Here is a 24,000-nt window from a genome sequence, read left to right on the forward strand (position 1 = left end):
GCAGCCGGCGCGGCGCCAGACCCGGCAGGGGGATGGTTTTGGTTTATCCCGCCAAACTCGTTCTGCCGCCGGCATGACGTTCGAGCCGCCCGGCGAGCTCGAGCTCGAGCAGCACCGTCTGGACCAGCGCCGGCGCCAGCCCCGACTGGCGGATCAGCTCGTCGACCGAGACCGGCACCGGGCCGAGCAGCGCGGTCACCGCGCGGCGATCGGCGTCGCTGGCGTCGTGCGGCGGCGGCCCTTCGAACGGGCGGACCGGGGCGCGGACGGCGCGCCGGTCGATCGGCCGCAGCATCTCGAGAATGTCGTCGACCGACTGGACCAAAGTCGCGCCTTCGCGGATCAGCAGATTGCAGCCCTGCGCGCGCGGATCGAGCGGCGAGCCCGGCACCGCCATCACTTCGCGCCCCGCCTCGGCGGCGATGCGCGCGGTGATCAGCGAGCCCGAACGCGGCGCGGCCTCCACCACCACCGTTCCCGTCGCCAGCCCGGCGATGATCCGGTTGCGCGACGGGAAGAAGCGCGCGAGCGGCTCGGTGCCGGGCGGCTGCTCGGCGATCAGCAGCCCCTCGCGGGCGACGCGCTCCTGCAGCTCGGCATTCTCGGGCGGAAAGGCGACGTCGATCCCGCTGGCGATCACCCCGATCGTGCCGCCGGCTAGCGCGCCGATATGCGCGGCGGTGTCGATGCCGCGCGCCAGCCCCGACACCACCGTTACCCCCGCCTCGCCGAGCCCCAGCGCGAGCTGGCGCGCGAAGCGGCACGCCGCCGCCGATGCGTTGCGCGCGCCGACCATCGCCGCGCAATCGCCGGTGGCCAATGCGATCCGGCCGCGCACGATCAGCGCCGGCGGCGCGGTATCCAGCTCGGCGAGCAGCGGTGGATAGTCGTCATCGCCGAGGAACAGATAGCGCGCGCCGAGCTTCTCGACCCGCGCGATCTCGCGCCGGACCGTGCCAGGATCGGCGATCGCCGGTGGGCGGCCGCCACCGCGCGCGGCGAGCATCGGCAATGCCTCGAGCGCCGCTTCGGCGCTGCCATAGCGGACGATCAGCTGGCGCCAGGTGACGGGTCCGACATTCGCCGAGCGCAACAGCCGCAGCCGTGCCTCGCGCGGATCGCTCATGCGTTGCGCGCCGGGGGCGCGTCAGTCACGCTTCCTGCCGATGCGCGGCTCGGTGCCGCTGAGCAGCCGGTCGATATTGTCGCGATGCTTCCACAGCACGATCAGCGCGAGCGCGAGGAGCAGCAGGACGAGGTCGATCCGGCCCCAGAAGGCGGCGCTGACCGGGGCGCTGATCGCCGCGGTGATTCCCGCCAGCGACGAGATGCGCAGCGCGGCGAGCAGCCCCAGCCACACCGCCGCATAGACGAGTCCCGACGGCCAGTGCAGCGCGACGACGATCCCCATCAGCGTCGCCACGCCCTTGCCGCCGCGAAAGCGCAGCCAGACCGGGTAGCAATGGCCGATAAAGGCGGCCATGCCCGCGAGCACGGCGGTGCCCGGGAGCAGCCAATCGGCGAGCAGCACCGCGGCCGAGCCCTTGGCGAGATCGAGCAGCAGCGTCGCGGCGGCCAGCCCCTTGCGGCCGGTGCGCAGCACATTGGTCGCGCCGATATTGCCCGAGCCGATCTGGCGGAGGTCGCCGGCGCCGGCCATGCGGGTAAGCAGCACGCCAAACGGGATCGCGCCCAGCAGATAGCCGAGCAGGATCGCAGCTACGGACGGCATCCAGACGATTTCGCTCGGCAAATCCAACCCCCAGTCGCGGCCAACATAAGCGCTGTCCGGCGGGGCGCAACCACGGCCTGCGCGCATGGTTGACGGCGCCGCGGTCGGCCGCCATGCGCGCCGGCATGGCCGATCGTCGCCCGATCCTCTTCTTCGATTCCGGTGTCGGCGGGCTCTCGGTGCTCGCGCCGACCGCGCGCCTCCTGCCGCAGGCGCCGCTCGTCTATGTCGCCGATTCGGCGGGTTTTCCCTATGGCACGCGCAGCGAGGCCGAAATCGCCGCGCGGGTTCCGGCGCTGCTCGGGCGGCTGGCCGAGCGCTACGATCCGCGGCTGATCGTGATCGCCTGCAACACCGCCTCGACGATCGCGCTCCAGCATGTCCGCGCCGCGCTCGACGTGCCGATCGTCGGCACCGTGCCGGCGATCAAGCCCGCGGCGGCGCTCAGCCGCACCCGCGTCATCGGCGTGCTCGGTACCGAGGCGACGGTGCGCCAGCCCTATGTCGACGATCTCGCGGCGCGCTTCGCCGCCGATTGCGTCGTGCTGCGCCACGGCTCGGCCGAGCTCGTCGCCATCGCCGAGGCGGCGCTCGGCGGCGAAGCCCCCGCCGTGGCGGCGGTGGCCGAGACGCTGCGCGGCCTGACCGGGCAGCCGCGCGGCGAGGAGATCGACGTGATCGTCAATGCGTGCACCCATTTCCCGCTGCTCGAGGACGCGCTCCGCGCCGCGACGGGAAACCGGGTCGAGTTCGTCGATGGGGGGCCGGGCATCGCGCGGCGGATCGCGCATCTCACCGAGGGCCAGCAATGGCCGGCGGAGCCTGTCCCCGGCCGCGCGGTCTTCACCGCGCGAAGCGCGCGCACCGAAGCCCTGGTGCCCGCGCTGGCGCGCTATGGCCTCGTGGAAATCGAGGGCCTCTAGCCCTGCATCGCGGGCGCGACGGTGGAATTCTGCAAGGTCGAGTAGCGCTCGGCCATCTCGAGATGGACGCGCCTGGCAATCGAATCGTCGGTGCGGGCGGCGTGCTCGCGTTCCTGTCGTTCGCGTCGCTGGAAATATTCGATATCCGGGCTGTTGATGTGTTCGCTCATCTGACGCTCCATCACACAAGCGGGAGCACGAATTGTCTCTCAGTCGCGGACTTGCTTGCGACTCGGGGTCGCCCGCGATGCCACGATCATAGCAGTTCGATCTTCGCGCGATCATGATGCGGATCAGGATTTGCCTGTGAGCTGGATCAAGCGCATTTTGGCGCGGGCGGGCATGCAGCGGGGGCATTGATGTGAGACATTTTGTCGCGGTTGCACGACTGGAAATCGGCGGATTTTGAGGTTAGGGGAGGCTCCCATGCGCATCGAGGACAGCCCTTCGCCCGCCGTCGACTATTCGCGAGTCTTCTCGTCGGCGATCGATCGGCTGCACGCCGAGGGCCGCTATCGCGTGTTCATCGATATCCTGCGCAACAAGGGCGCCTATCCCAACGCGCGCTGCTTCGCCGGGCATAACGGGCCGAAGCCGATCACCGTCTGGTGCTCTAACGACTATCTCGCCATGGGCCAGCACCCCGCGGTGATCGCGGCGATGGAAGAGGCGCTCCACGATGTCGGCGCCGGCTCGGGCGGCACGCGCAACATCGGCGGCAACACCCATTACCATATCGAGCTCGAGCACGAGCTCGCCGATCTGCACGGCAAGGAAGGCGCGCTGCTCTTCACCTCGGGCTATGTGTCGAACGAGGCGACGCTCTCGACGCTCGCCAAGCTGATGCCGGGCTGCATCGTCTATTCGGACGAGCTCAACCACGCCTCGATGATCGCCGGCATTCGCAATTCGGGCTGCGAGAAGCGCGTTTTCCGCCACAATGATCTCGCGCATCTCGAGGCGCTGCTCGCCGCCGACGACCCCGGGGCGCCCAAGCTGATCGCGTTCGAGAGCGTCTATTCGATGGACGCGGATATCGCGCCGATCGCCGAGATCTGCGACCTCGCCGACAAGTACAATGCGCTGACCTATCTCGACGAGGTCCATGCCGTCGGCATGTACGGCGCGCGCGGCGGCGGGATTTCGGAGCGCGACTCGGTTGCCGGTCGCATCACGATCATCGAGGGCACGCTCGGCAAGGCGTTCGGCGTGATGGGCGGCTATATCGCCGCCGATCAGATGATCATCGACGTGATCCGCAGCTATGCGCCGGGCTTCATCTTCACCACCTCGCTCTCGCCGGTGCTCGTCGCCGGCGCGCTGGCGAGCGTCAAGCACCTCAAGGCGTCGACCGTGGAGCGCGACGGCCAGCAGGCGGCGGCGGCGAAGCTCAAGGCATTGATGGCCGGGGCGGGGTTGCCGGTGCTGCCCTCGACCACGCACATCGTGCCGCTGATGGTCGGCGATCCGGTCAAGGCCAAGAAGATCAGCGACGTGCTGCTCGCCGAGTACGGCGTCTATGTTCAGCCGATCAACTATCCGACCGTGCCGCGCGGCACCGAGCGGCTGCGCTTCACGCCCGGCCCGGCGCATGACGAGGCGATGATGCGCGAGCTCGTCGACGCGCTGGTCGAGATCTGGGGCCGGCTGGAGCTCCGGCTCGCGGCCTGAAGCCTTGGCCGCGCACCTGCCCGGCCCCGAAGTCACCCACGATCTCTATCTCCATATCCGCGTGATCATCAGCATCGTGCTGGGGATCGCGATCACCCGCATCCTCGCCGGACTGGCCAGGTTCGTCCAGCATCCCGGCAAGCTCAAAGTCTATCCGGTCCACCTGCTCTGGGCGCTGATCGTGCTGATCGCGTCGATCCATTTCTGGTGGTGGGAATTCGGGCTCGCGGCGGTGACGCGCTGGCGCTTCGAGCTGTTCCTGTTCGTGCTGTTCTACGCCTTCCAGTTCGCGCTGATGGCGAACATCCTCTTCCCCGACGATCTCGAGGAATATGACGGCTATCAGGATTACTTCCTGTCGCGCCGGAAATGGTTCTTCGGGCTGCTGATCGTGTCGATGCTCACCGACTGGTTCGATACCGCGATCAAGGGCCATGCCTATCTGGCGAGCTTCGGCGTCGAATATCCGCTGCGCATCGCCGGCACGATCATGCTCGCGCTGGTCGCGATGCGTACCCGCAACCAGCGCTTCCAGCTGGTCTTCGCCTTGCTCTATCTCGCTTATTACGTCTCGTGGATCGTCCGCGTGTACGATCCCGGGCGCGGCTAGCGGCGTTCCAGCACCGCGCTCCATGCATAGCCGCGATAGAGCGGAGTGAATTTGAGCGTCAGCCCATGGTCCTCGGCGACGCGTTTGAGCACCGCCGGCAATTCGCGGCGCGGACAGACGTGGAAGTCGTTGAGCGATTTGAAGTGGAGCCGCTTGAGCAGCGCGGGCAGCCGCTCATACTGGCCGAAATCGACGATGTGCAGGCCGCCCCCCGGCGCGAGGCTCGCGGCGCTCCGCTCGATCGCTTCCTGCCAAGGCGGGATCATCGACAGCGTGTAGCTCATGAAGACGCGGTCGACCTGCTCCAGCCGGAAGAGCTGCGCGGTGTCGAAGGTCCCGGCATCGCCCTGGGCGAGGGTGATACGATCGGAGAGCCCGGTGCGCGCGACCGATTTGCGCGCGGTCGCGAGCATTGCCTCGCTGATGTCGAAGCCGTGAAAGCGCGCATCGGGCCACGCCTTCGCCGCGACGATCAGGTTACGCGCGGTGCCGCAGCCGACCTCGACCACGGTTCCGCCCGGCGGCGGCGCGAGATTGCGGATCAGCTGGTCGCGCCCCACCAGGTAGAATTTGCGGGTGAGGTCGTAGAAGTGACGATGGAGCGCATAGACATCGTCCATCAGCGCCCGCTGGTCGTGCGCCATCGCGGTCATGCGTGCGGCCTCAGCGTCCAGAGATGCGTCGCGCCATAGACCGACGAACGATCGCGCTGCGACCAGTCGTCGCGCGTCGCCGCATCGGCATATTCCCATTGATCGAGGATCGTCGCGGGCACATGGCCCGCCACCACGTCCGGCGCCGCCGCAGTGCGATAGAGCACGCGCGCGCCCGGCTTCGCGGTGCGGGTGATCTCGCTCCAGATCCGGGTGAGCTGCGCGTCGGTCATCCAGTCCTGCGCGTCGAGCAGGATGTAGCGATCGAGCGATTGCGCCGGCATGCTCTCCAGATAATCGGCATAGTTGGTGTGCCGCACCTCGACGCGGTCGGCGCGGTCGCGCACCGCGTCATGGTTTGCAGCCTGCAGATAGGGCGGCAGCGGCGCGTCCGCGTGCTTGCCATAGGCCCGGCCGAACGCCTGCCACGCGTAGAAATTGTCCTTGATGTCGAAATCGCAGGCGAGCTTGCGCAGCCGGCTGCGCAGCGCGCCGGTGATGCCCTGCGCGTCGTCGATCTTGAGCAGGTCATATTGCGCCGGCGGGATGCCGAAGCCGAACAGCGCGGCGGGCTGATCGACCAGCCAGCGCAGGAACTTCTTCTCGAAAAACGGCGCGTAGCGCGTCTCGAAGATCGCGCGCTGCTCCTCGATCGTCTGCGCCTTGAGGATCTCGCGCGCGTCGATGCCGTAGAGCCGCCCGAGGAAATGGACGAAGCCGATCAGCTTGCCGAGCAGGCCCTGCCGGTAGAATCCCGTCGCGAAGCCCGAGATGCGGCGGCGTCCGCGCAGATCGCGGCCCTCCCAATAGGCGCGGGTCGCCGCGTCGAGATGCGGGCGCAGATACCGTTCGTACAGCGCGATGTTGTCGGCGCGGTCGGCCTCGGCGAAGAACGCACGGAAGCTCGCATAATCGGGCAGATGCAACGCCGCCGCCTGTTTGAGCTTGTTGAGCGCGACATGCGCGGGATTGAGGTCGACCGCGGTGATCCGCTTCGGGTCGGCGGTCAGATAGGAGAAGACGTTGCAGCCGCCCGATGCGATCGCGACGACATGGCTGTCGGGGGTGATCTCCAGCGCCTCCATGTCGACCACCGGGTCTTCCCAGATCTGGGCATAGACCAGCCCGCGAAACGCGAAGGTGAAGGCGCGCTCGAGCAGCCCTTCCTTGCTGAGATGTTCGTGGCGGTGGACCGCGCCTCGGACGGCGCCGTTCTTTGGCGTCTTGGCAAGAGTTCCCATGGCCGGACTCCAGATGCGCGCCGTCGGGTCTGCCCGGCGGCTCGCGCATCTGCTAGCCCGACCATGTGACAGCTGCCGGTCAGTCAGGTCACTGTTTCGTGACGCTGCCGACCTCGGGCCAGTCGGTGTCGCCGACGCGGCTGAGCGTCATCTCGAAGATCCGCCGCGGCGGCTGGCCGGGGGCAACATAGTCGCCGGTCTCGGTCCATTTGCCGCCCGCGAAGCTGGCGACGTAGCGAATCGTCGCGGGCCCCGCGGGAACCTCCCACGTCCAGCCGGTGTCGGTCAGCGTCAGCTGGAAGCGGCCGCTGCGGCCCTGCGCGTGGCTGCTCATCCAATAGCTCTGGGTCGCGGCGTCGTACGAGATCGCGCCGAACGCGTGAAAGCCGACCTTGCCGTCCGCCATATAGGCCTTGCCCTCGACCAGCGTCAGCGTGCCGTCGAGGAAGCTGCCGACGCGCTCGGTCTGGGTCATGCGGATCTCGCCGCGCGGCGTCGTGCTCGTCGCCGGGCCGCGCCAGATGCCGAGCATCGCCGCGAGCTTCGCCATCGCCGCCTGCTGCGCCGCGATCGTCGCCATGTCGGCCGCCTGCGCCTGCGCCGCCGCCGGAACCCCCAGTGCCAGCGCGCAAACCACTATCATCGTCTTCATCGCATCGTCCCCGTTGCTCGATCGGGTGCGCAGTGGCAGCCTTTCCGCCAATGCCCGCCGCCCGGACCCTTCGCCAAAGCCGCGCCGCCGCCCCGGCCGGCAAGCCGCGTTTCGTGAACCGCGTCGCGGACTTCGTGAAACGCGCCTGGCGCGATTCGCCGCCGGGCTTTCCTTTGCTGTGGATCGGTTGTTTCGGCGCGGCGGGGCTGATGGTGGTCACCGGCGGCTTCGGCACCGGGCGGCTCGCGCTGGGGTCGCGCATCGGCTTCTGGCTGCTGCTGATGGCGTGGAACGCGTTCAAATGGCAGCTCTGGTTCGCGTGGCGGGTGCGCAAGCCCGCCGATTGGCCGCGCGCGTCGCTGGCGGGAACGTTGGTGCTCAATCTGTCGCTGCCGGTCGAGATAGCGCTGTGCGGCGCCGCGGTCGGCGAGCCGATGCGCTTCGACCCGCTCGAGACGTGGAGCCGCGCGCTGGCGATCTCGGCAGTGATCATCGTCGTCGCGTCGCTGGTTGCCTGGGTGTTGCTCCGCCGGCCCGCGGCGCCGGCGGCGGGGGTCCCGGCCGACGGGCTGCTCGGCCGCGCGCGCGTCGCGCCCGAGGCGCTCGCCGCAGTCGAGGCCGAGGATCATTATTGCCGCGTCCATCGGCGCGACGGCCACAGCGCGCTAATCCATTACCGTTTCGGCGACGCGCTCGCCGAGCTCGCCGGGCTCGACGGGGCGCAGGTCCATCGCGGCGTCTGGGTCGCCGCCGGTGCGGTCGAGGGGGCGGAGCGCGATGGGCGGCGTTGGCGGCTGCGGCTCGCCGGGGGCGCGGCGGTTCCGGTCAGCGCGACCTATGCGCCCGAAGCGCGGCGGCGGCGCTGGCTGCGCGCGCCGCCGCGCCCGGGAGCTTAGTGAGTCGTGTCGATGGCGTTGCCGGTGTCGCGGGCGCCCTGCGCCACCGTGTCTCCGACCTCGTCGGCGGTGTTCTCGATCGCCTGACCGGCGCGGTCGGCACCGTTCTCGATCATGTCGCCGGTCTTGTCGGCGGCGTTCTCGATGCTGTCGCCGGTCTGGTCGACGGCGCTGGCGAGATTGTCCTGCGCGCTCTCGGAGCAGGCGGCGAGGGCGAGGCCAAGCGCGAATATGGGCGTGAGGGCGAGAACAGATTTGCGCATTTCGGTCTCCAGAGATTGTCTCGGTCTAGCCAGCACAATCCCGAGGGCGTAGGGAGCGCGGCATGTCGCGCCGTATCGCCATCGCCTCGGATCATGCCGCCATCGTCATGAAATCGGAACTCGCCGAATGGTTGCGTTCCGCCGGCCATGCGGTGACCGACCTCGGCCCGGACAGCACCGCGAGCGTCGACTATCCCGATTATGGCTATGCGCTCGCGCGGACGATCGAGCGCGGCGATGCCGAGTTCGGCGTGGCTTTGTGCGGATCGGGGATCGGCATCTCGATCGCAGTCAATCGCAATCCCGCCGCGCGCTGCGCGCTGGTCTCCGAGCCGCTCTCGGCGCGCCTGGCCCGCGAGCACAACGACGCCAATGTCGTCGCGATGGGTGCCCGGCTGCTCGGCATCGAAATGGCCAAGGCGTGCGTCACCGCCTTTCTCGAAACCAGCTTCGGCGGCGATCGTCACCAGCGCCGCGTCGACAAACTCAGCCATCCCGAAAGGAGCCCCGTATGAGCACCAACCCCCAGACGGCAGGGCTCCAGCCCGACGGCTTCTTCACCAAATCGCTTGCCGATGCCGATCCGGCGGTGTTCGCCGGCGTCCGCCACGAGCTCGATCGCGAGCAGCATCAGATCGAGCTGATTGCGTCGGAGAACATCGTCTCGAAGGCGGTGCTCGAGGCGCAGGGCTCGGTGTTCACCAACAAATATGCCGAGGGCTATCCCGGCAAGCGCTATTATCAGGGCTGCCATCCCTCCGATGAGGTGGAGCAGCTGGCGATCGATCGCGCCAAGCAGCTGTTCGGCTGCGACTTCGCCAACGTCCAGCCGCATTCGGGCGCGCAGGCCAATGGCGCGGTGATGCTCGCGCTGACGAAGCCGGGTGACACGATCATGGGGCTCAGCCTCGATGCCGGCGGCCACCTCACCCACGGCGCCAGGGCGGCGATGTCGGGCAAATGGTTCAACGCGATCCAGTACGGCGTGCGCCCCGACGACCATCTGATCGACTTCGATCAGGTCGAGCGGCTGGCGAAGGAGCATCGCCCCAAGCTGATCATCACCGGCGGCTCGGCCTATCCGCGCCATATCGATTTCGCCCGCTTCCGCGCGATCGCGGACGAGGTCGGCGCGATCTTCATGGTCGACATGGCGCATTTCGCCGGCCTCGTCGCGGGCGGGGTGCATCCGACGCCGTTCGGCCACGCCCATGTCGTCACCACCACCACCCACAAGACGCTGCGCGGCCCGCGGGGCGGCGCGGTGTTCACCAATGACGAGGCGATCGCCAAGAAGATCAACTCGGCGGTGTTCCCCGGCCTCCAGGGCGGCCCGCTGATGCACGTCATCGCCGCCAAGGCGGTCGCGTTCGGCGAGGCGCTGCGCCCCGACTTCAAATCCTATGCCGCGGCGATCGTCGAGAACGCCAAGGTGCTGGCGGCGACGCTCAACGAGCGTGGCGCCAATCTCGTCTCGGGCGGCACCGACACGCATTTGGCGCTGGTCGATCTCACCCCGCTCGGCGTGACCGGCAAGGACGCCGACGAGGCGCTCGAGCGCGCCGCGATCACCTGCAACAAGAACGGCATCCCCAATGATCCGCTGCCGCCGGTCAAGACCAGCGGCATCCGCGTCGGCTCGCCGGCGGGCACCACCCGCGGCTTCGGCCCCGCCGAGTTCCGCGAGATCGGCAACATGGTCGCCGACGTGCTCGACGGCCTGCGCAAGAATGGCGAGGCGGGCGACGCGCAGATCGAGGCCAATGTCCGCGAGCGGGTACGCGCGCTGTGCGAGCGCTTCCCGATCTATCCGGAGGGCTGAATGGAGTCGGGGGTCGTTCGGCTGGAGCAGTGCCTGCATTGCGAAGCCGGGGTCGATGTCGATGCCCGCTTCTGCCCGCATTGCGGCAAGCGGGTTGTGCGCGCTGCAGCTCCGGCGGACGACGCCACCTTGCGCGCGACTGCCTCGGAACTCGCCCGGGGAACTCTGGGTGAGGTGCGAACGCTCACGATCGAGGCGCTGAAGAGCAAGACCGGCAAGCGCCTGGCAGCCGGCGCCGCGCTGGGTGCCGCCGCGGGCGTGGCGTTGCCGCTGCTCACCGTCGGCGCCGGTGCCGTGCTGGGCGCCGGCTATGTCGCGTTCAAGCGATTGACCCGGTAATGCGCTGCCCGTTCTGCGGAAATGAAGACAGCCAGGTGAAGGACAGCCGTCCCACCGAAGACGGGGCGGCGATCCGGCGGCGGCGGCAGTGCGAGGCCTGCGCCGCGCGCTTCACCACCTTCGAGCGCATCCAGCTGCGCGACCTGACGGTCGTGAAGAGCGGGGAACGGCGCGAGCCGTTCGAGCGCGACAAGCTCGTCCGCTCGGTCTCCACTGCGGCGCGCAAGCGGCCGATCACCGCGGCGCAGATCGAACGGCTGGTCTCGGGCATCCAGCGTCAGCTCGAGACGCAGGGCGATGCCGAGATCCCGTCGCAGCGGATCGGCGAGCTGGTGATGCACGGGCTGAAGGGTCTCGATTCGGTCGCCTATATCCGCTTCGCCTCGGTCTATAAGGATTTCCGCGAGGCCAGGGATTTCGAGGAATTCGCCGGCAATGTGAGCGAGGTCGGCAAAGGGTGAACCCGGTCATCGTCCTCGTGCGCCCGCAACTGGGCGAGAATATCGGCAAGGCGGCGCGCGCGATGCTCAATTTCGGGCTGACCGAGATGCGCCTCGTCGCCCCGCGCGACGGCTGGCCCAATCCGTCCGCCGGACCGGCGGCGAGCGGCGCCGATCTCGTGCTCGAGAAGGCGCAGGTCTTCGACAGCGTCGCCGATGCGGTGGCCGATTGCACGCAGGTCTTCGCGACCACGGTGCGCAAGCGCGGCGTCTCCAAGCCGGTGGTCACGCCCGAGCAAGCCGCGCGCGACATCCGCGCGGCGGACGAGCGTTCGGCGATTCTGTTCGGCCCCGAGCGCTCGGGGCTCGAGACCGACGATGTCGCGCTCGCCCGGACGATCGTCACCGTGCCGATCAATCCCGAGTTCGGCTCGCTTAATCTCGCTCAGGCGGTGATCCTCGTCGCCTATGAATGGTCGAAGGGCGCGCAGCTCGCCAGTCCGCCGACGACCGATCTCGATCCGCCCGCCCCGCAGGAAGAGCTCGACGGCATGATCGGCCAGCTCGATGCGATGCTCGACGAATCGGGCTATTATTTCCCGCCCGATCGCGTCCCCGCCACGCGGCGGACGCTGCGCACGCTGCTCACCAAGCCGGGCTGGTCGTCGCAGGAGCTCCGCACGCTGCGCGGCGTGCTCTCCGCGCTCGACGGCAAGAAGCTTCATCGCGGCCGCTGACACGCTCGTCGCTGCGCGCTTCGGCAATGGCAGGATGGCGTTACGCTGACCGAATCTTTCGGTGGCGGAGAATGTCGATGCGTTTTGTGGTCATCCTTGCCGGGGTCCTGCTCCCATCGCCGGCGCTCGCGTCGCAGGCGTCGGATCCTGTCGCGCCGCCCGCGGCCGAAAAGCCCGCCGAGAAGAAGATCTGCCGGGCGATGCCGCAGACGGGCTCGATCATGACGAAGCGCGAATGCCACACCCGCGGCGAATGGGCGGAGATCGCGAGGCGCTCGACCGCGGCGCGCGAGAAGCTCGATCGCGATTATGGCGGCCGCACCGGCGGGATCGGGGTGAGTTCGGCGCGTCAATAAATCCCGGCGCCGGCGCGCCGGGCCGCTCAGCGCGCGTCGAACCGGACGAATTCATAGGCGATCGAGGCCTCGACCAGCTGGTCCCACAATGCCGCGATCGGCTCCTCGGGGATGCCCGCGGCGCGGGCATGCGCGCGGACATTGGCGATGACCTGCGCCTTGCGTGCCTCGTCGCGGACATGGCCGCGCTCGGGCTTGATGCGCGCGGCGGCGTCCATATAGCCGAAGCGACGCGTGAGCAGCGCCACCAGCGCGCGGTCTACGGCGTCCACCCCGGCGCGGACCTCGGCCATCGTCGTGCAGGCTTCGGGATCGATCGTGTCTTGCATGCCAGCCCCTTGGCGGGGCGCCGCGCGCCTGTCCAGCTTGACTCATCGGCATCGGGTCGCTAACCGCGCGCCTTCGCAATGGCCCCGCACCCCGGTGAAGCGGTGGCCCTGCCTTTCCCACAAGGATTCAGCAGGCGGAGACCGGGATCAACCCCGCTTTCCCGAACGGGAGCGCGGATTACGTCGTTAGCGATTGCAAAGGATTAGATATGTCGAAGCGCTCCAGCGCCAAGTATAAGCTCGATCGCCGGATGGGCGAGAACATCTGGGGTCGCCCGAAGAGCCCGGTCAACAAGCGCGAGTATGGCCCCGGCCAGCACGGCCAGCGCCGCAAGGGCAAGATGTCGGACTTCGGCATCCAGCTGCGCGCGAAGCAGAAGCTCAAGGGCTATTACGGCGACGTCACCGAGAAGCAGTTCAAGAAGGCCTATGAAGAGGCGTCGCGCATGAAGGGCGATACCGGTCAGAACCTGATCGGCCTGCTCGAGCAGCGCCTCGACATGATTGTCTATCGCGCCAAGTTCGCGCCGACGATCTTCGCCGCCCGCCAGTTGGTCAATCACGGCCACGTCCTCGTCGACGGCGAGAAGTGCAACATCGGTTCGCGTCGCATCAAGCCGGGCCAGACCGTGTCGCTCCGCTCGAAGGCGCAGGAAATGGCGCTGGTGATGGAGGCGCAGAGCCTCTCCGAGCGCGACATCCCCGACTATGTCTCGCCGGACGGCGCCTCGAAGATCACCTTCACGCGCATCCCGACGCTCGACGAAGTGCCGTATCCGGTGCGCATGGAACCGAACCTCGTCGTCGAGTTCTACTCGCGCTAGGCTTCGGCTTCCCTCGGGAAACAAATCGGGGCGGTCCTTGCGGGCCGCCCCTTTTTGTTGGTCACGGGTTGGCGGGAAGCTTCATCGTCGTCCGCAGGAACTGATCGATCCGGTCGAGCATCGCCGCGCGCACCGCGCTGTCGTCGAGCTGGTGGTCGAGCCCCTTATACTCGATCAACTCGACCGGGCGGCCGGCGCCGCGCAGCTTCGATGCCATCAGCTGCGATTGGCCGATCGCGACGTTGAGGTCCCTGTCGCCGTGGAACAGCAGCACCGGCGCCTTGATCCGCCCGGCATTCTGCGCGGGCGAGGCTTCGGCCCAGAGCGATTCGGCGCCGATGATGTCCTTGACCTGCTGGTCGCTCGATGAGTTTTTGAGCTCGTTGCGCAACCGCTCGAGGTCGGTCACCGGGGCGATCGCAGTGATCGCCTTGAACAGGTCGGGGTCGAGCATGCTCGACTGGAGCGCGGCATAGCCGCCATAGGACCAGCCGACGATCGCCAGCTTGTCGGGCGTGGTGATCCCTTCCGACACCAGCCAGCGGCCGGCATCGTTGACGTCGCCCATCGCCGCCTTCCACGAGCGGAAGCCATTGCCCTTGAACCAGCGCTCGCCATAGCCGCTCGAGCCGCGATAATTGGGCTGGATCACAGCATAGCCGCGCGCGGCGAAGAATTGCGAGAGCCAGTCGAAGCCCCATTCGTCGCGCGCCGAGGGGCCGCCATGCGGCATCACGATCGCGGGCAGGTTCTTGCCGTCGCTGCCGGGCGGCAGCGTCAGATAGGCGGGCACCATCGTGCCGTCGCCTGCGCGATAGGTGATCGCCTTGACCGCCGCGAGCTTGACTCCGGCAAGGTCGGGCCGCGCCGGCGCGATCTCGGCCATCTTCTTGGTCGGCTGGTCGAGCAGATAATAGCTGCCCGGATTGAGGTCGCTGCCGGCGAACACCACCAGCTTCTTCTCGTCGAGGCTCGCATCGGTCACCGCGATGCTCGGCGATCCCGACACGGCCTTGCCGAGCGAGGCGACCAGCGCGCTGATCTTGGGGTCGAAATAGCTGACATGGCGCCGGTCGGTGGCATAGCTCACCCCCACCACGCGCTGCTGGCGCCCGATCCGCACCAGTCCGTCGACATCGACATCGGGCCGCGCGAGCACGAGATCGCGCTTCAGGCTGCCGTCGAGCGCGACCTTGTACAGCGCCTTGCGCCCGTCGGCATTGTCGAAGCCATAGGCGACGTTGAGGTCGCGATCGACGGCATAGGGCCAGAATCCGTCGCTCAGATAGCCGGTGAACTTGACCGTGCTGAGCGGCTCCCATTCCTTTCCGTCGGCACGGCGATATTTATAGACCATCTCGTCGCCGAAATAGCCGCTCGACAGCCGCGGCTGCGTCGCCATCACCCGGGTCACGCCATGGCCGTCGGTGATGTAGTCGGCGCCCGTTGCGCGCGGCCCTTCGACGGTGGTGCGCTTGAGCGAGACGGTGTCCACCCGCTCGATGCCCAGCCCCTCGCGGGTCTGCGCCACCAGCGTGCCGGTGCCCTGCTCGGGAACGAACTGCCGCAGCATCAGCACATGGCTGCCGGTGTCGTCGGGCAGCCAGTCGAGGATGCCGCCGCCATAATAGCGCTCGTACAATTCGCCGAGCTTCTGGCGCGCGCTGAGCTCCTTCGCGTTCGAGCCGTCGGCGTCGATCGCGATCATGCGGGTCATTCCGGCGGGATCGCCCGCGCGGTCGACGATGCCGAACAGCGTGCAGACCAGCCGGGTCGATGTCGACCAGGCGCAGCTGCTCAGCCGGATCGGTGGCGTGCCCGGATAATTGAGGATCGACTTGAGCTGCCCGTCCGGCGTCGAGACCACGAGGCCGGTTCCCCGCGTGCCCGTCGCCACCACCAGCGCCACGCGCTGCCCGTCGGGCGAGACGCTCACGTCGCGCACCATTTCGCGTGCGCCAAATTGTTTGGCCTGCACGCTCTGGGCGGCCGCAGGCACGGCGATGCTCAACGACACACCCAGTGCCGCAAGATTTCGGATCATGGATTTCCCCCGATGGAACTACGCCGCGAACCTATCGCCAAATTGCGGAGGATCAAGCGGACTTGCCGCGCGGGAATCGCGCTGTCACAATTCGTTCGGCCTGAACCACGATAGGGTGTCCATGACCGCGCTGAGCCTGTCCGATTTCACCGCCGGAGCGGTCTATGACGTCGCGGCGGGCGACGCGGTGTTCCCGCTCACGCTCGACAGGGTGCAGGCGCTCGCCGATTCGGGGCGCGAGGGCGGTGCGTTCCGTCTCGAGTTCGTCGGCCCCGACGCGCCGGTGCTGCCGCAGGCGATCTATCGCTTCGCGGGCGCCGGAGACGCGCACGAGATCTTCATCGTGCCGATCGCCCGCGATGCCGGGGGCGTGCGCTACGAAGCCGTGTTCTACTGAGGCTCAGGCCGCCGCGCGCCATTCCCACAGATCATAGGCGCCGCGATCGTCGTCGAGGATCGTGAAGCCCAGCCGCGCATAGAGCGTGCGTGCCGGATTGTTCTTCTCGACATGGATGGTCACGCGCCGCTCGCGCAGCCGCGCCTGCGCGAACAGATCATGGAGCAGCGCCGCGCCGATCCCCTGGCCGCGCGCCTCGGGGATCAGCGAGATGTCGACGATCCGGATCTCGCCGGGCATGTCATGCAGGTAGAGGCGGCCGATCGCCGCGCCGCCATGCTCGACGATCCATGCCTCCATGCCGCGATAATGCTGCTGGTAATGCGCATGCTGCGCGGCATGCTGCTGGGCGAGGAACATCCGCTTGGCCTCTTCGGGCCAGGGCAGCGGCGCCAGCTCCTCGGTGCGCGTCGAAGCATAGAGCGCGGCGGTGAAGGGCAGGTCCGCATCCGACATCGGCCGAAGTGCGATGCCGAGCGCGGCGGCCCGGTCCAGCGGGAGCGGCACGATCGGCTCAGGGGCGCGGCGGGAAGACGCCCTGCAGCGCGATGCAGAAGTTCAGGGTCAGATAGGGCATCATGTTGTTGTGCGGCAGGCTGCCGCCGTTGGGCGCCAGCGCCTGCGGCGCCATCTGGACGAGCGGCGTCAGCGTCGTCGAATAGATGTTGAGCGTCGATCGCGACAGCGCGCTGTCGGTCGGGATGTTCTTCTCCGCGGTGTCGCCGGAGGCCGCCATGAGGTTGTGATTGTGAAACGGCATCTCGCTGGTCAGCAAGGTCACCGTCTCCGAGCCACCGATCTGGCCGAGATCGTACAGGGACAGGCCCGGGCCCTGGCCGGGATGGAGCGGTACCGATCCCTGCATGTCGGGAAGCGCGAAAGTGCTCTTGCCATCACCGCCATAGACGGTGCCGAGCAGCGAAAAGAGCGCCGTATTCTGCGAGATCGGCAGGAGCTGCCCGTTGCAGAGCGCCCAGCCGGTGGGTGCGAAGTTGAACGGAAAGACCCGGATTTCGGCAACGAACGGATCGGCCAAGGCTCGGCTCCTCAGGTTTGGCTCGGGAAGATCCCGAACAGCGAGATGATGAAATCGACGCAGAGATAGGGCTGCATGTTCTCGTGCGGCTGGTTGCCGCCGACCGGCGTTATCGCCTGCGGACTCATCGGGTCGCCGGCCACAGCGTTCAGGAACGCATCGATCGATGTCGACTGGCCGATCAGCAGGTTGGTCGGGGTCGGGCCGCTCGCGGTGTTCGTCGATCCCAGCATGGCATGGGTGTGGATCGGGAGCTGTTGCGTGGTCAGCGTGACTTCCTCGACACCGCCGGTCTCGCCGAGAATATAGGTGGTGCCCGCGCTGGTGCCCTGATGGAGCGGCGCACGGCCGCGCAGATCGGGCAACCCGAACGTTTCCTGGCCGTCGCCGCCAAAGGTGGTGCCGATCAACTGAAACAGCGTCTCGTTCTCGGAGATCGCCAGCAGCTGACCTTCGCAGAACATCCAGCCATTGGGCGGGAAATTCCCGGCGAACATCCGGATTTCACCGACATAGGGTTGTGCCATCGGCCGTTTCCTCAGTTCTGCGAGGGGAAGATGCCCTGAAGCGCGATGCACCAGGACAGCGTCAGGAACGGTTGCCGGTTCTCGTGCGGCTGGCTTCCGCCAACGTTGCTCACCGAGCTGCCGATCAGCGCCGTCAGCGCCGCGGGCCCGGTATAAAGATCGTTCGGTGCCGAGGACGACAGCAGCGTGGTGGCATCGGGGATCTGCGTGGTCGGATTGGCCGAGGTCGCCTGCAGCATGTGCTGGTGCGTGGGCATTTCGCTGATCGTCAGCGTATGCGCGCGTTCGCCGCCGGCCTGGCCGAGGTTGAAGCCGTTGGCGAAATGGATCGGCACGCGTCCGCGCAGGTCGGGAAGCGCGAAGGTCGTCTGTCCGTTGCCGCCATAGGTCGTGCCGAGCAGCGCGAACAGCGCCTGATTCTGGTTGATCGGCAGAAACTGGCCGTTGCAAAGCGCCCAGCCCTTGGGTGCGAAGGCAAAGGAAAAAAGCCTCAGCTCCGACAAAAACGGCTCAGCCATGCCCGATTCTCCCCCGATGCCCTATCGTTTACCAGCGAAACGAAATTGGCAAGTCCTATTATTCAGGTTCGCAAGACGTCTCGAAAACTATCCTCAAGATCAGTGTAACTTTGATGACAGTTGCATCGCAGCATAATCGATGAAGACCGGCCAGTTGTCGCGGTTATTGTGCCCGCCCTGATGCTGACGAAACGCGACTTTACCGTCGGTTAGCCCGGTCAACACCGGTGGAAACCCGTCCGTCGTCAATCCTTGTCGGCCCAGCAGCACCCATGCCGGGGACGCCGCGACCGCGGCGAGGAAGCTTCCTCTCGGGTCGACCCAGCCGTCGCCGGTCTCGACGGTGCCCGCGCCGATGAAGATCGGGCGCGGCGCGGCGAGCGCGATCAGCATATGCGAGTCGATCGGCAGGTCGGCGGGCGTCAGCGGCCCGGCATATTTGAGGAAGTTGCCGGCGAACCAGTGATATTCGCCACCTGCGGCGAGGTTGCCGATCCGCTCGCCGAAATCGCGGCGATAGAGCGCCGCGCCGCCGGCGCCCGACGATCCGATGAAGCCGATCGCGAAACGCGGGTCATAGGCCATGGTGACGAGCGCCGCCTTGCCGTAGCGCGAAAGACCCTCGATGCCGATCCGGCTCGCATCGATCGCGCGGTCCTTCGTCAATGCGTCGAGCGCGCGGCTCGCGCCCCATGCCCAGGCGCGCAGCACGCCCCAATCCTCCGGGCCGCGGCGCTTGCCACGCAGCGAGATGCCGATCACGCCATTGTCCAGCGCCCCGCCATTATCTGTTTGGATCGAATTGGCGACGAGCACCGCATAGCCGAAGCCGCGCGCGAGCAATTGCTCGGTATAGGGCGGGCCGGGATCGGGCGCGCGCGGCGGGCCCGGAAAGCGGAAGCCCTCGGGAAAGCCGAACGAGAGGATCACCGGCACCGGCCGTCGCGCCGCGGCGGGAAGCGTGTAGCGCAGCGCGATCTCGGCCTTGGCCGCGGGCCAGGCGCGATTGTCGGCGATGCCGGTGAGCCAGTATTTGACGACGGGCTTGTCGCCCTCGATCGCGCGCTCCTGCCTGTCGAGCCGCCAATGGATCGCGGGCGCGGTCGCCGGAACCCGGCCATAGATCTCGCGATCGAACAGCGCCACGATCTCGCGCCGCCGCCGCGCCCAGTCTTTCGCGGTGGTCACCGGCGTGCCGTCGGCGAAGCGAAGCAGCGCGGGAAGTTGTGGCATCCCGCCGGCCCGGGCCTCGTCGTAATTGGCGGCATTGGGGACGTCGGGCTTGAATCCGTCGGCACCGGGGCGGGTGTCGGCGATGCCGAGCAAGTCGAGCATCGCGCGCCGGTCGATGTCGGCGGCGCGGTAATCCTGTTGCGCCGCGGCCGGCATCGCCGCCACCGCCAGCATCAGCAGCGCATTTCTCCAGCGCATCGATCCCCTCCATGTTATCGCTATCATTGCTGCCCGAACTTGTCCCTGCTTGCAATGTCGGGCGGCCCAGCTTGTCGGTGCCGCAAGGCGCTGCCACACTTGCGGGATCTTCATCCCGGAGTTGCCCATGCGCCGTGCATTTTCCGTACTGACCCTGCTCGCGAGCACCGCCGCCGCGGCCCAGACTGCCCCGCAAATCTCGCTCGATACGCTCAAACAGGTCACCGAGCGTCTCGCCTCGGACGAGTTCGAGGGGCGCGCACCGACCACCGCAGGCGAGGAGAAGACGCTCGCCTATCTGGTCGAGCGCTTCCGCAAGGCCGGACTCCAGCCGGGCAACAAAGGCAGCTGGTTCCAGGATGTGCCGCTGGTCGAGCTCACGCCGCAAAATGTCGCGCCGCTCAGCTTCACCGGCGGCAAGGCGCCGGTCAGCCTCGACTATCGCAAGGACATGGTGATCGGCACCTATCAGGTGACGCCGAAGGCGCAGGTCAAGGACAGCGACGTCGTCTTTGTCGGCTATGGCATCAATGCGCCCGAGCGCGGCTGGAACGATTATGCCGGCGTCGATGTGAAGGGGAAGACCGTCGTCATCCTCGTCAACGATCCCGATTGGCAGACGCAGGGGCTGCAGGGCGATTTCGGCGGCCGGGCGATGACCTATTATGGCCGCTGGACCTACAAATATGAGGAGGCGGCGCGGCAGGGTGCGGCCGCCGCGATCATCATCCACGATACCGAGCCGGCCGCCTATGGCTGGGGGGTGGTGCAATCCTCGTGGACCGGGCCGCAGCTCGAGCAGGACACGCCGGGCGATCATATGGACCAGTCAAAGGCGATCGGCTGGATACAGCAGGACGGCGCCAAGGCGCTCTTCGCCAGCGCCGGCAAGGATTATGCGGCGCTGCTCGAGGCGGCGAAGCACAAGGGTTTCAAGGCGGTGCCGCTCGGCGTGAAGGCCAATGTGTCGTTCGACAACGGCATCCGGCGCCAGGCCTCGAAGAACGTCGTCGGCGTGCTGCCGGGCAGCGCGCGGCCGAACGAATATGTCCTCTATTCGGCGCATTGGGATCATCTCGGCCGCTGCGATGCCGTCGATGGCGACGACATCTGCAACGGCGCGCTCGACAATGCCTCGGGCAGCGCCGCTTTGGTCGCGCTCGCCGAGGCGCATGCCAGGGCCGGGCCGGCGAAGCGCAGCCTCGTCTTCCTCGCCGTCACCGCCGAGGAATCGGGGCTGCTCGGCTCCAAATTCTATGCCGAGAACCCGGTCTTCCCGCTGTCGCAGACCGTCGGCGGGGTCAACATGGATGGCGTCAACAATGTCGGCCGGGCGAAGGATTTCGTGCTGATCGGCGTCGGCAAGTCCGAGCTCGAAGATCTGGTGAAGCCCTTCGTCGCCGCGCAGGATCGGGTGATCGTCGCCGAGCCCACGCCGGAGCGCGGCTTCTATTACCGCTCGGATCATTTCAGCTTCGCCCGGCTCGGCGTGCCGATGCTCTATGGCGAGAGCGGCGAGGATTTGCGCGTCGGCGGCAAGGAAGCCGGCAAGAAGGCCTCGGACGACTATACCGCCAATCGCTATCACAAGCCGCAGGACAATTATGATCCCAACTGGAACTGGGATGGTGCGATCGAGGATCTGACGATCTTCTACGGCCTCGGCCGCCAGCTCGCCGAGGGATCGACCTGGCCCAATTGGTATCCCACCGCCGAATTCCGCGCGGTCCGAGACAAGAGCCGCGCGGGGCGGTAAAGGGCGCGGCATGATTCTGCCGCCTCCGCCCGAATGGGCTCCGCACGACGCCGTCTGGATCGGCTTTCCGAGCCACCCCGAATTGTGGCTCGACGATCTCGAGCCCGCGCGCGCGGAAGTCGCCGCCTTTGCCCGCGCGGTCCATGCCGGCGGGCGCGGCGAGACGGTGATCCTCGTCGCCGCCGATGAGGAGGCCGCGGCCGCGGCGCGCGAGCATGCCGGCGACGTCGCCAAGGTCGTCGTCGAGCCGTTCGGCGACATCTGGCTGCGCGATACCGGCCCGATCCTCGACGGCGCCGGCACCGCGCATGATTTCCGCTTCAACGGCTGGGGCGGCAAATATGATCTGCCCGGCGACGGCGACGTCGGTCTCCGGCTGGCGCGGCGCGAAGGGCGTGCGGTCGAGACGCGCGACTGGATCCTCGAGGGCGGCGCGATCGACGGGGACGGCACCGGGCTCGCCGTCACCACCGAGCAATGCCTGCTCAATCCCAATCGCAATCCGGGGCTGAGCCAGGGCGAGGTCGAGGCGCGGCTGGCCGCCGATCTCGGCTACACCCGCGTGCTGTGGCTCGGCGACGGGCTGCTCAACGATCATACCGACGGCCATGTCGACAATCTCGCGCGCTTCGTCGGCGAGAACCGGCTGCTGATCCCGCAAGCTGCCGACAACGACCCCAATTGGCGCGTCTATCAGGACGCCGCGCAGCGCGCCGCGGCGTTCGGCGTCGAGGTCGTCCGCTTCCCCTCGCCGGGGCGGGTGCTCGGCCCCGACGAGGAGATCGTGCCCGCGAGCTACATGAACTTCTACATCGGCAACGCCGCGGTGGTGGTCCCGGTCTACGGCGAGGACAATGACGATGCCGCGATCGCCGCGCTCGCGGAGCTTTTCCCCGGCCGACAGGTTGTCGGGCAGCGCGCCGATCATATCTTGACCGGCGGCGGCAGCTTCCACTGCATCAGCCAGCAGCTTCCCCGGCTCTGAGGAACCCATGACCGAGATCACCGTCGCGGCGCTCCAGCTCGCCTTCACCAACGATATCGACGCCAACATCAAGGCGGTCTCCGAGCTCGTCCGCGAGGCGGCGGGGCGCGGCGCGCAGGTCGTGCTGCCCCCCGAATTGTTCGAGGGCGAATATTTCTGCCGGGTCGAGGACGAGGGCCTGTTCGCCAATGCCAAGCCGGTCGCCGAACACAAGGCGGTGCTCGCGATGCAGCACCTCGCATCAGATCTCGGCATCCACATCCCGACCAGCTTCTTCGAGGCCGACGGCCCGCACCATTACAACAGCCTCGCGATGATCGGCCCCGACGGCCGGATCGAGGGCGTCTATCGCAAGAGCCACATCCCCGACGGCCCCGGCTACGAGGAGAAATTCTATTTCCGCCCGGGCAATACCGGCTTCAAGGTGTGGAACGGGCCGGGCGCGAAGATCGGTGTCGGCGTCTGCTGGGACCAATGGTATCCGGAAACCGCGCGCGCGATGATGCTGATGGGCGCCGAAGTGCTGTTCTACCCGACCGCGATCGGCTCCGAGCCGCATGACGACAGCCTCGACACCGCGCGGCTGTGGCGCCGGGCGATGGTCGGCCATGCCGTCTCCAACGTCGTCCCCGTCGTCGCCGCCAACCGCGTCGGCGTCGAGCACGGCCAGACCTTCTACGGCACCAGCTTCATCACCGACGAGCGCGGCGACATCCTCGCCGAGCTCGACCGCGAGGAGACCGGGGTGATCACCGCGAGGCTCGACCTCGACCGGGTCAAGCGCCACCGCGCCGCGTTCGGCTTCTTCCGCGATCGCCGGCCCGAGCTCTACGGGCGGCTGGTGCAGGACATCTGATCGGGGGCTAGCGCTGGTCCGCGGCGTCGTCGCCGATATTCTCGCGGATCTTCACCGGCCGGTCGCAGCCCCTCTCGTCGAGGCGGAGCACGGTGAGATACTGGTCCGCTACGGGCTCCTGCCCGAGCTTGCGCGCCTTCACCGGTTTCCTGTCCTTCGCATATTGCGGGACGCTGTTGGCGCAGCCGGGCTTGCCGATCGCAGTGGGACGGACCGGGGTCTGGTCCTGCGCGAGCGCGGCGGCGGGTAACAGCGCGAGAGCGAGCACGAGAATACGCACGGGCAGCCTCCTGAACGGACGCGCCCATCCTACCCCATTCGAAAGCCTTTATCGAGCGTCGCGCAGCGCCAGCGCGCGGGCGAACACTGCTTCGAACATCGCCGGCGTCAGCCGCCCGGTATTCTGGTTGTAGCGCGAGCAGTGATAGCTATCGATCAGCACCTGCCCGCGCGGCAGGCGATGCTCGGCGAGATGGCCGAAGCGCGCCTTGGGCAGCTTGCCGCCGAGCGCCTTGACCGCCGACTGGTGCGCGATCTCGCCGAGCGCGACGAAGATCCGCGCCGAGGGCAAGGCCGCGATCTCGGCGCTCAGAAAGTCGCGGCAGGCATGGATTTCGACGGGAACCGGCTTGTTGTCGGGCGGCAGGCATTTGACCGCGTTGAGGATGCGGACACCCCTGGGCTCGCGGCCCTCGGCCAGCCCGAACTTCGCCAATGTCGCGAACAGCAGATCGCCCGATGCGTCGCCGGTAAAGGCGCGGCCGGTGCGGTTGGCGCCGTGCTTGCCGGGGGCGAGCCCGACGATCACCAGCCATGGATCGGGGTCGCCCAGCGCGGGCACCGGCGCGTTCCACCAATCGGGATGCTCGGCGCGGAGGCTGGTGCGCAGCGCGACCAGCCGCGGGCAGAGCGGGCAATCGCGGGAGGGCTGGGGGCTTGGCGCGGGCATGAGGCCGCGATAG

General features: G+C 67.8%; 31 protein-coding genes. 15 read left to right on the plus strand and 16 right to left on the minus strand.

The window, feature by feature from the left end:
- Positions 1-43: 43 nt before the first annotated feature.
- Together dprA and plsY are read right to left on the minus strand one after the other, a co-directional pair.
- Positions 44-1,126 carry a DNA-processing protein DprA gene (gene dprA, locus E5A74_RS10935; RefSeq protein WP_135984778.1) on the minus strand — a complete coding sequence of 361 codons (1,083 nt, stop codon included), beginning with the start codon at positions 1,124-1,126 and terminating at the stop codon, positions 44-46.
- Positions 1,127-1,147: 21 nt separating this feature from the next.
- On the minus strand, positions 1,148-1,732 hold the full coding sequence (gene plsY, locus E5A74_RS10940) for a glycerol-3-phosphate 1-O-acyltransferase PlsY (RefSeq protein WP_135984780.1): 585 nt from the start codon (positions 1,730-1,732) through the stop codon (positions 1,148-1,150).
- Between the two features lie 125 nt (positions 1,733-1,857).
- Between plsY and murI the strand changes: the two genes are divergently transcribed.
- Positions 1,858-2,655 (plus strand): glutamate racemase, encoded by a 798-nt coding sequence (murI, locus tag E5A74_RS10945; protein ID WP_135984782.1) that lies wholly within the window; start codon positions 1,858-1,860, stop codon positions 2,653-2,655.
- On the opposite strand, the gene E5A74_RS20925 is transcribed toward murI, so the two are convergent.
- Positions 2,652-2,825: a hypothetical protein gene (locus E5A74_RS20925; RefSeq protein ID WP_166745782.1), complete on the minus strand. Its 174-nt coding sequence runs from the start codon at positions 2,823-2,825 to the stop codon at positions 2,652-2,654. The genes murI and E5A74_RS20925 overlap by 4 nt on opposite strands.
- Positions 2,826-3,081: 256 nt before the next feature.
- On the opposite strand from E5A74_RS20925, the gene hemA reads away from it, so the two are divergent.
- Positions 3,082-4,326 (plus strand): 5-aminolevulinate synthase, encoded by a 1,245-nt coding sequence (gene hemA / locus E5A74_RS10950; protein WP_135984784.1) that lies wholly within the window; start codon positions 3,082-3,084, stop codon positions 4,324-4,326.
- 4 nt (positions 4,327-4,330) lie between these two features.
- Entirely contained in the window at positions 4,331-4,936 is a 606-nt protein-coding gene (locus E5A74_RS10955; protein WP_135984786.1) for a hypothetical protein, read from the plus strand.
- Here the strand turns inward: E5A74_RS10955 and E5A74_RS10960 are convergent.
- The 3 genes from E5A74_RS10960 to E5A74_RS10970 form a co-directional block, all read right to left on the minus strand.
- Positions 4,933-5,589 carry a class I SAM-dependent methyltransferase gene (locus tag E5A74_RS10960; protein ID WP_135984788.1) on the minus strand — a complete coding sequence of 219 codons (657 nt, stop codon included), beginning with the start codon at positions 5,587-5,589 and terminating at the stop codon, positions 4,933-4,935. The genes E5A74_RS10955 and E5A74_RS10960 overlap by 4 nt on opposite strands.
- The gene (locus E5A74_RS10965; RefSeq protein WP_135984790.1) at positions 5,586-6,830 is read right to left on the minus strand and encodes a BtaA family protein; all 1,245 of its coding nucleotides are present in this window, start codon (positions 6,828-6,830) and stop codon (positions 5,586-5,588) included. Before E5A74_RS10965 ends, E5A74_RS10960 begins: the two co-directional genes overlap by 4 nt.
- Before the next feature lie 88 nt (positions 6,831-6,918).
- Entirely contained in the window at positions 6,919-7,482 is a 564-nt protein-coding gene (locus tag E5A74_RS10970) for a DUF1579 domain-containing protein (protein WP_135984792.1), read from the minus strand.
- A gap of 113 nt (positions 7,483-7,595) precedes the next feature.
- Here E5A74_RS10970 and E5A74_RS10975 point away from each other — a divergent pair, with 113 nt between their 5' ends.
- Positions 7,596-8,378, plus strand: coding sequence for a LytTR family DNA-binding domain-containing protein (locus tag E5A74_RS10975; RefSeq protein WP_206365834.1), 783 nt, complete (start codon positions 7,596-7,598; stop codon positions 8,376-8,378).
- Here the strand turns inward: E5A74_RS10975 and E5A74_RS10980 are convergent.
- The gene (locus tag E5A74_RS10980) at positions 8,375-8,641 is read right to left on the minus strand and encodes a hypothetical protein (protein WP_135984794.1); all 267 of its coding nucleotides are present in this window, start codon (positions 8,639-8,641) and stop codon (positions 8,375-8,377) included. The genes E5A74_RS10975 and E5A74_RS10980 overlap by 4 nt on opposite strands.
- 62 nt (positions 8,642-8,703) lie before the next feature.
- On the opposite strand from E5A74_RS10980, the gene rpiB reads away from it, so the two are divergent.
- The 6 genes from rpiB (at position 8,704) to E5A74_RS11010 (ending at position 12,335) form a co-directional block, all read left to right on the plus strand.
- Positions 8,704-9,156: a ribose 5-phosphate isomerase B gene (gene rpiB, locus E5A74_RS10985; protein ID WP_135984796.1), complete on the plus strand. Its 453-nt coding sequence runs from the start codon at positions 8,704-8,706 to the stop codon at positions 9,154-9,156.
- Positions 9,153-10,463: a serine hydroxymethyltransferase gene (glyA, locus tag E5A74_RS10990; protein WP_135984799.1), complete on the plus strand. Its 1,311-nt coding sequence runs from the start codon at positions 9,153-9,155 to the stop codon at positions 10,461-10,463. Before rpiB ends, glyA begins: the two co-directional genes overlap by 4 nt.
- On the plus strand, positions 10,464-10,802 hold the full coding sequence (locus E5A74_RS10995) for a zinc ribbon domain-containing protein (protein ID WP_135984801.1): 339 nt from the start codon (positions 10,464-10,466) through the stop codon (positions 10,800-10,802).
- Positions 10,802-11,263 (plus strand): transcriptional regulator NrdR, encoded by a 462-nt coding sequence (gene nrdR / locus E5A74_RS11000; protein ID WP_135984803.1) that lies wholly within the window; start codon positions 10,802-10,804, stop codon positions 11,261-11,263. The genes E5A74_RS10995 and nrdR overlap by 1 nt, the downstream gene beginning before the upstream one ends.
- Positions 11,260-11,979, plus strand: a complete 720-nt coding sequence (locus E5A74_RS11005; RefSeq protein WP_135984805.1) for an RNA methyltransferase — start codon at positions 11,260-11,262, stop codon at positions 11,977-11,979. The genes nrdR and E5A74_RS11005 overlap by 4 nt, the downstream gene beginning before the upstream one ends.
- Before the next feature lie 77 nt (positions 11,980-12,056).
- Positions 12,057-12,335, plus strand: coding sequence for a hypothetical protein (locus E5A74_RS11010; protein ID WP_206365835.1), 279 nt, complete (start codon positions 12,057-12,059; stop codon positions 12,333-12,335).
- A gap of 26 nt (positions 12,336-12,361) precedes the next feature.
- On the opposite strand, the gene E5A74_RS11015 is transcribed toward E5A74_RS11010, so the two are convergent.
- Entirely contained in the window at positions 12,362-12,664 is a 303-nt protein-coding gene (locus E5A74_RS11015) for a chorismate mutase (protein WP_135984807.1), read from the minus strand.
- 209 nt (positions 12,665-12,873) lie between these two features.
- Here E5A74_RS11015 and rpsD point away from each other — a divergent pair, with 209 nt between their 5' ends.
- Positions 12,874-13,488 carry a 30S ribosomal protein S4 gene (rpsD, locus tag E5A74_RS11020; protein WP_135984809.1) on the plus strand — a complete coding sequence of 205 codons (615 nt, stop codon included), beginning with the start codon at positions 12,874-12,876 and terminating at the stop codon, positions 13,486-13,488.
- A gap of 61 nt (positions 13,489-13,549) precedes the next feature.
- On the opposite strand, the gene E5A74_RS11025 is transcribed toward rpsD, so the two are convergent.
- Complete coding sequence (locus E5A74_RS11025; protein WP_166745781.1) at positions 13,550-15,532, minus strand: alpha/beta hydrolase family protein; 1,983 nt, start codon at positions 15,530-15,532, stop codon at positions 13,550-13,552.
- 121 nt (positions 15,533-15,653) lie between these two features.
- Here E5A74_RS11025 and E5A74_RS11030 point away from each other — a divergent pair, with 121 nt between their 5' ends.
- Complete coding sequence (locus E5A74_RS11030) at positions 15,654-15,929, plus strand: DUF6916 family protein (RefSeq protein ID WP_135984811.1); 276 nt, start codon at positions 15,654-15,656, stop codon at positions 15,927-15,929.
- 3 nt (positions 15,930-15,932) lie between these two features.
- Here the strand turns inward: E5A74_RS11030 and E5A74_RS11035 are convergent, their stop codons facing one another.
- The 5 genes from E5A74_RS11035 to E5A74_RS11055 all read right to left on the minus strand — a co-directional run bounded on the left by E5A74_RS11035 (position 15,933) and on the right by E5A74_RS11055 (position 19,441).
- Positions 15,933-16,436 (minus strand): GNAT family N-acetyltransferase, encoded by a 504-nt coding sequence (locus E5A74_RS11035; protein ID WP_206365836.1) that lies wholly within the window; start codon positions 16,434-16,436, stop codon positions 15,933-15,935.
- 7 nt (positions 16,437-16,443) lie between these two features.
- Entirely contained in the window at positions 16,444-16,965 is a 522-nt protein-coding gene (locus tag E5A74_RS11040; protein ID WP_135984813.1) for a phage tail protein, read from the minus strand.
- Positions 16,966-16,976: 11 nt separating this feature from the next.
- Positions 16,977-17,492 carry a phage tail protein gene (locus E5A74_RS11045; protein WP_135984815.1) on the minus strand — a complete coding sequence of 172 codons (516 nt, stop codon included), beginning with the start codon at positions 17,490-17,492 and terminating at the stop codon, positions 16,977-16,979.
- A gap of 11 nt (positions 17,493-17,503) precedes the next feature.
- Positions 17,504-18,010: a phage tail protein gene (locus E5A74_RS11050; protein ID WP_135984817.1), complete on the minus strand. Its 507-nt coding sequence runs from the start codon at positions 18,008-18,010 to the stop codon at positions 17,504-17,506.
- 99 nt (positions 18,011-18,109) lie between these two features.
- Positions 18,110-19,441, minus strand: a complete 1,332-nt coding sequence (locus E5A74_RS11055; protein ID WP_206365837.1) for a glucuronyl esterase domain-containing protein — start codon at positions 19,439-19,441, stop codon at positions 18,110-18,112.
- Positions 19,442-19,568: 127 nt separating this feature from the next.
- Between E5A74_RS11055 and E5A74_RS11060 the strand changes: the two genes are divergently transcribed.
- From E5A74_RS11060 to aguB, 3 genes are read left to right on the plus strand one after another with little or no spacing between them, the layout of a single operon-like run.
- The gene (locus E5A74_RS11060; RefSeq protein ID WP_135984819.1) at positions 19,569-21,197 is read left to right on the plus strand and encodes a M28 family metallopeptidase; all 1,629 of its coding nucleotides are present in this window, start codon (positions 19,569-19,571) and stop codon (positions 21,195-21,197) included.
- A gap of 10 nt (positions 21,198-21,207) precedes the next feature.
- A complete protein-coding gene (locus tag E5A74_RS11065; protein ID WP_135984821.1) occupies positions 21,208-22,182 on the plus strand; it encodes an agmatine deiminase family protein in 975 nt (324 codons plus the stop codon).
- Positions 22,183-22,189: 7 nt separating this feature from the next.
- The gene (gene aguB / locus E5A74_RS11070) at positions 22,190-23,038 is read left to right on the plus strand and encodes an N-carbamoylputrescine amidase (protein WP_135984823.1); all 849 of its coding nucleotides are present in this window, start codon (positions 22,190-22,192) and stop codon (positions 23,036-23,038) included.
- 7 nt (positions 23,039-23,045) lie between these two features.
- On the opposite strand, the gene E5A74_RS11075 is transcribed toward aguB, so the two are convergent.
- Together E5A74_RS11075 and E5A74_RS11080 are read right to left on the minus strand one after the other, a co-directional pair.
- Positions 23,046-23,318 carry a hypothetical protein gene (locus E5A74_RS11075; RefSeq protein WP_135984825.1) on the minus strand — a complete coding sequence of 91 codons (273 nt, stop codon included), beginning with the start codon at positions 23,316-23,318 and terminating at the stop codon, positions 23,046-23,048.
- A 48-nt stretch (positions 23,319-23,366) separates the two neighbouring features.
- Positions 23,367-23,987, minus strand: a complete 621-nt coding sequence (locus tag E5A74_RS11080) for a uracil-DNA glycosylase (RefSeq protein WP_135984827.1) — start codon at positions 23,985-23,987, stop codon at positions 23,367-23,369.
- Positions 23,988-24,000: the final 13 nt, after the last annotated feature.

Origin of the sequence: Sphingomonas naasensis (assembly GCF_004792695.1) — a bacterium.
Classification (GTDB): domain Bacteria; phylum Pseudomonadota; class Alphaproteobacteria; order Sphingomonadales; family Sphingomonadaceae; genus Sphingomonas; species Sphingomonas naasensis.

Coding starts and splice junctions, on each gene's coding strand:
- E5A74_RS11015 (WP_135984807.1), bottom strand. CDS start 12,664: ATGCAAGACACGATCGATCCCGAAGCCTGCACGACGATGGCCGAGGTC.
- E5A74_RS11055 (WP_206365837.1), bottom strand. CDS start 19,441: ATGCGCTGGAGAAATGCGCTGCTGATGCTGGCGGTGGCGGCGATGCCG.
- E5A74_RS20925 (WP_166745782.1), bottom strand. CDS start 2,825: ATGAGCGAACACATCAACAGCCCGGATATCGAATATTTCCAGCGACGC.
- E5A74_RS10965 (WP_135984790.1), bottom strand. CDS start 6,830: ATGGGAACTCTTGCCAAGACGCCAAAGAACGGCGCCGTCCGAGGCGCG.
- E5A74_RS11030 (WP_135984811.1), top strand. CDS start 15,654: ATGACCGCGCTGAGCCTGTCCGATTTCACCGCCGGAGCGGTCTATGAC.
- aguB (WP_135984823.1), top strand. CDS start 22,190: ATGACCGAGATCACCGTCGCGGCGCTCCAGCTCGCCTTCACCAACGAT.
- murI (WP_135984782.1), top strand. CDS start 1,858: ATGGCCGATCGTCGCCCGATCCTCTTCTTCGATTCCGGTGTCGGCGGG.
- plsY (WP_135984780.1), bottom strand. CDS start 1,732: ATGCCGTCCGTAGCTGCGATCCTGCTCGGCTATCTGCTGGGCGCGATC.
- nrdR (WP_135984803.1), top strand. CDS start 10,802: ATGCGCTGCCCGTTCTGCGGAAATGAAGACAGCCAGGTGAAGGACAGC.
- hemA (WP_135984784.1), top strand. CDS start 3,082: ATGCGCATCGAGGACAGCCCTTCGCCCGCCGTCGACTATTCGCGAGTC.
- E5A74_RS11010 (WP_206365835.1), top strand. CDS start 12,057: ATGCGTTTTGTGGTCATCCTTGCCGGGGTCCTGCTCCCATCGCCGGCG.
- E5A74_RS11080 (WP_135984827.1), bottom strand. CDS start 23,987: ATGCCCGCGCCAAGCCCCCAGCCCTCCCGCGATTGCCCGCTCTGCCCG.
- rpsD (WP_135984809.1), top strand. CDS start 12,874: ATGTCGAAGCGCTCCAGCGCCAAGTATAAGCTCGATCGCCGGATGGGC.
- E5A74_RS11065 (WP_135984821.1), top strand. CDS start 21,208: ATGATTCTGCCGCCTCCGCCCGAATGGGCTCCGCACGACGCCGTCTGG.
- E5A74_RS11045 (WP_135984815.1), bottom strand. CDS start 17,492: ATGGCACAACCCTATGTCGGTGAAATCCGGATGTTCGCCGGGAATTTC.
- E5A74_RS11050 (WP_135984817.1), bottom strand. CDS start 18,010: ATGGCTGAGCCGTTTTTGTCGGAGCTGAGGCTTTTTTCCTTTGCCTTC.
- E5A74_RS10970 (WP_135984792.1), bottom strand. CDS start 7,482: ATGAAGACGATGATAGTGGTTTGCGCGCTGGCACTGGGGGTTCCGGCG.
- E5A74_RS10995 (WP_135984801.1), top strand. CDS start 10,464: ATGGAGTCGGGGGTCGTTCGGCTGGAGCAGTGCCTGCATTGCGAAGCC.
- E5A74_RS10980 (WP_135984794.1), bottom strand. CDS start 8,641: ATGCGCAAATCTGTTCTCGCCCTCACGCCCATATTCGCGCTTGGCCTC.
- glyA (WP_135984799.1), top strand. CDS start 9,153: ATGAGCACCAACCCCCAGACGGCAGGGCTCCAGCCCGACGGCTTCTTC.
- E5A74_RS11060 (WP_135984819.1), top strand. CDS start 19,569: ATGCGCCGTGCATTTTCCGTACTGACCCTGCTCGCGAGCACCGCCGCC.
- dprA (WP_135984778.1), bottom strand. CDS start 1,126: ATGAGCGATCCGCGCGAGGCACGGCTGCGGCTGTTGCGCTCGGCGAAT.
- E5A74_RS10960 (WP_135984788.1), bottom strand. CDS start 5,589: ATGACCGCGATGGCGCACGACCAGCGGGCGCTGATGGACGATGTCTAT.
- rpiB (WP_135984796.1), top strand. CDS start 8,704: ATGTCGCGCCGTATCGCCATCGCCTCGGATCATGCCGCCATCGTCATG.
- E5A74_RS11025 (WP_166745781.1), bottom strand. CDS start 15,532: ATGATCCGAAATCTTGCGGCACTGGGTGTGTCGTTGAGCATCGCCGTG.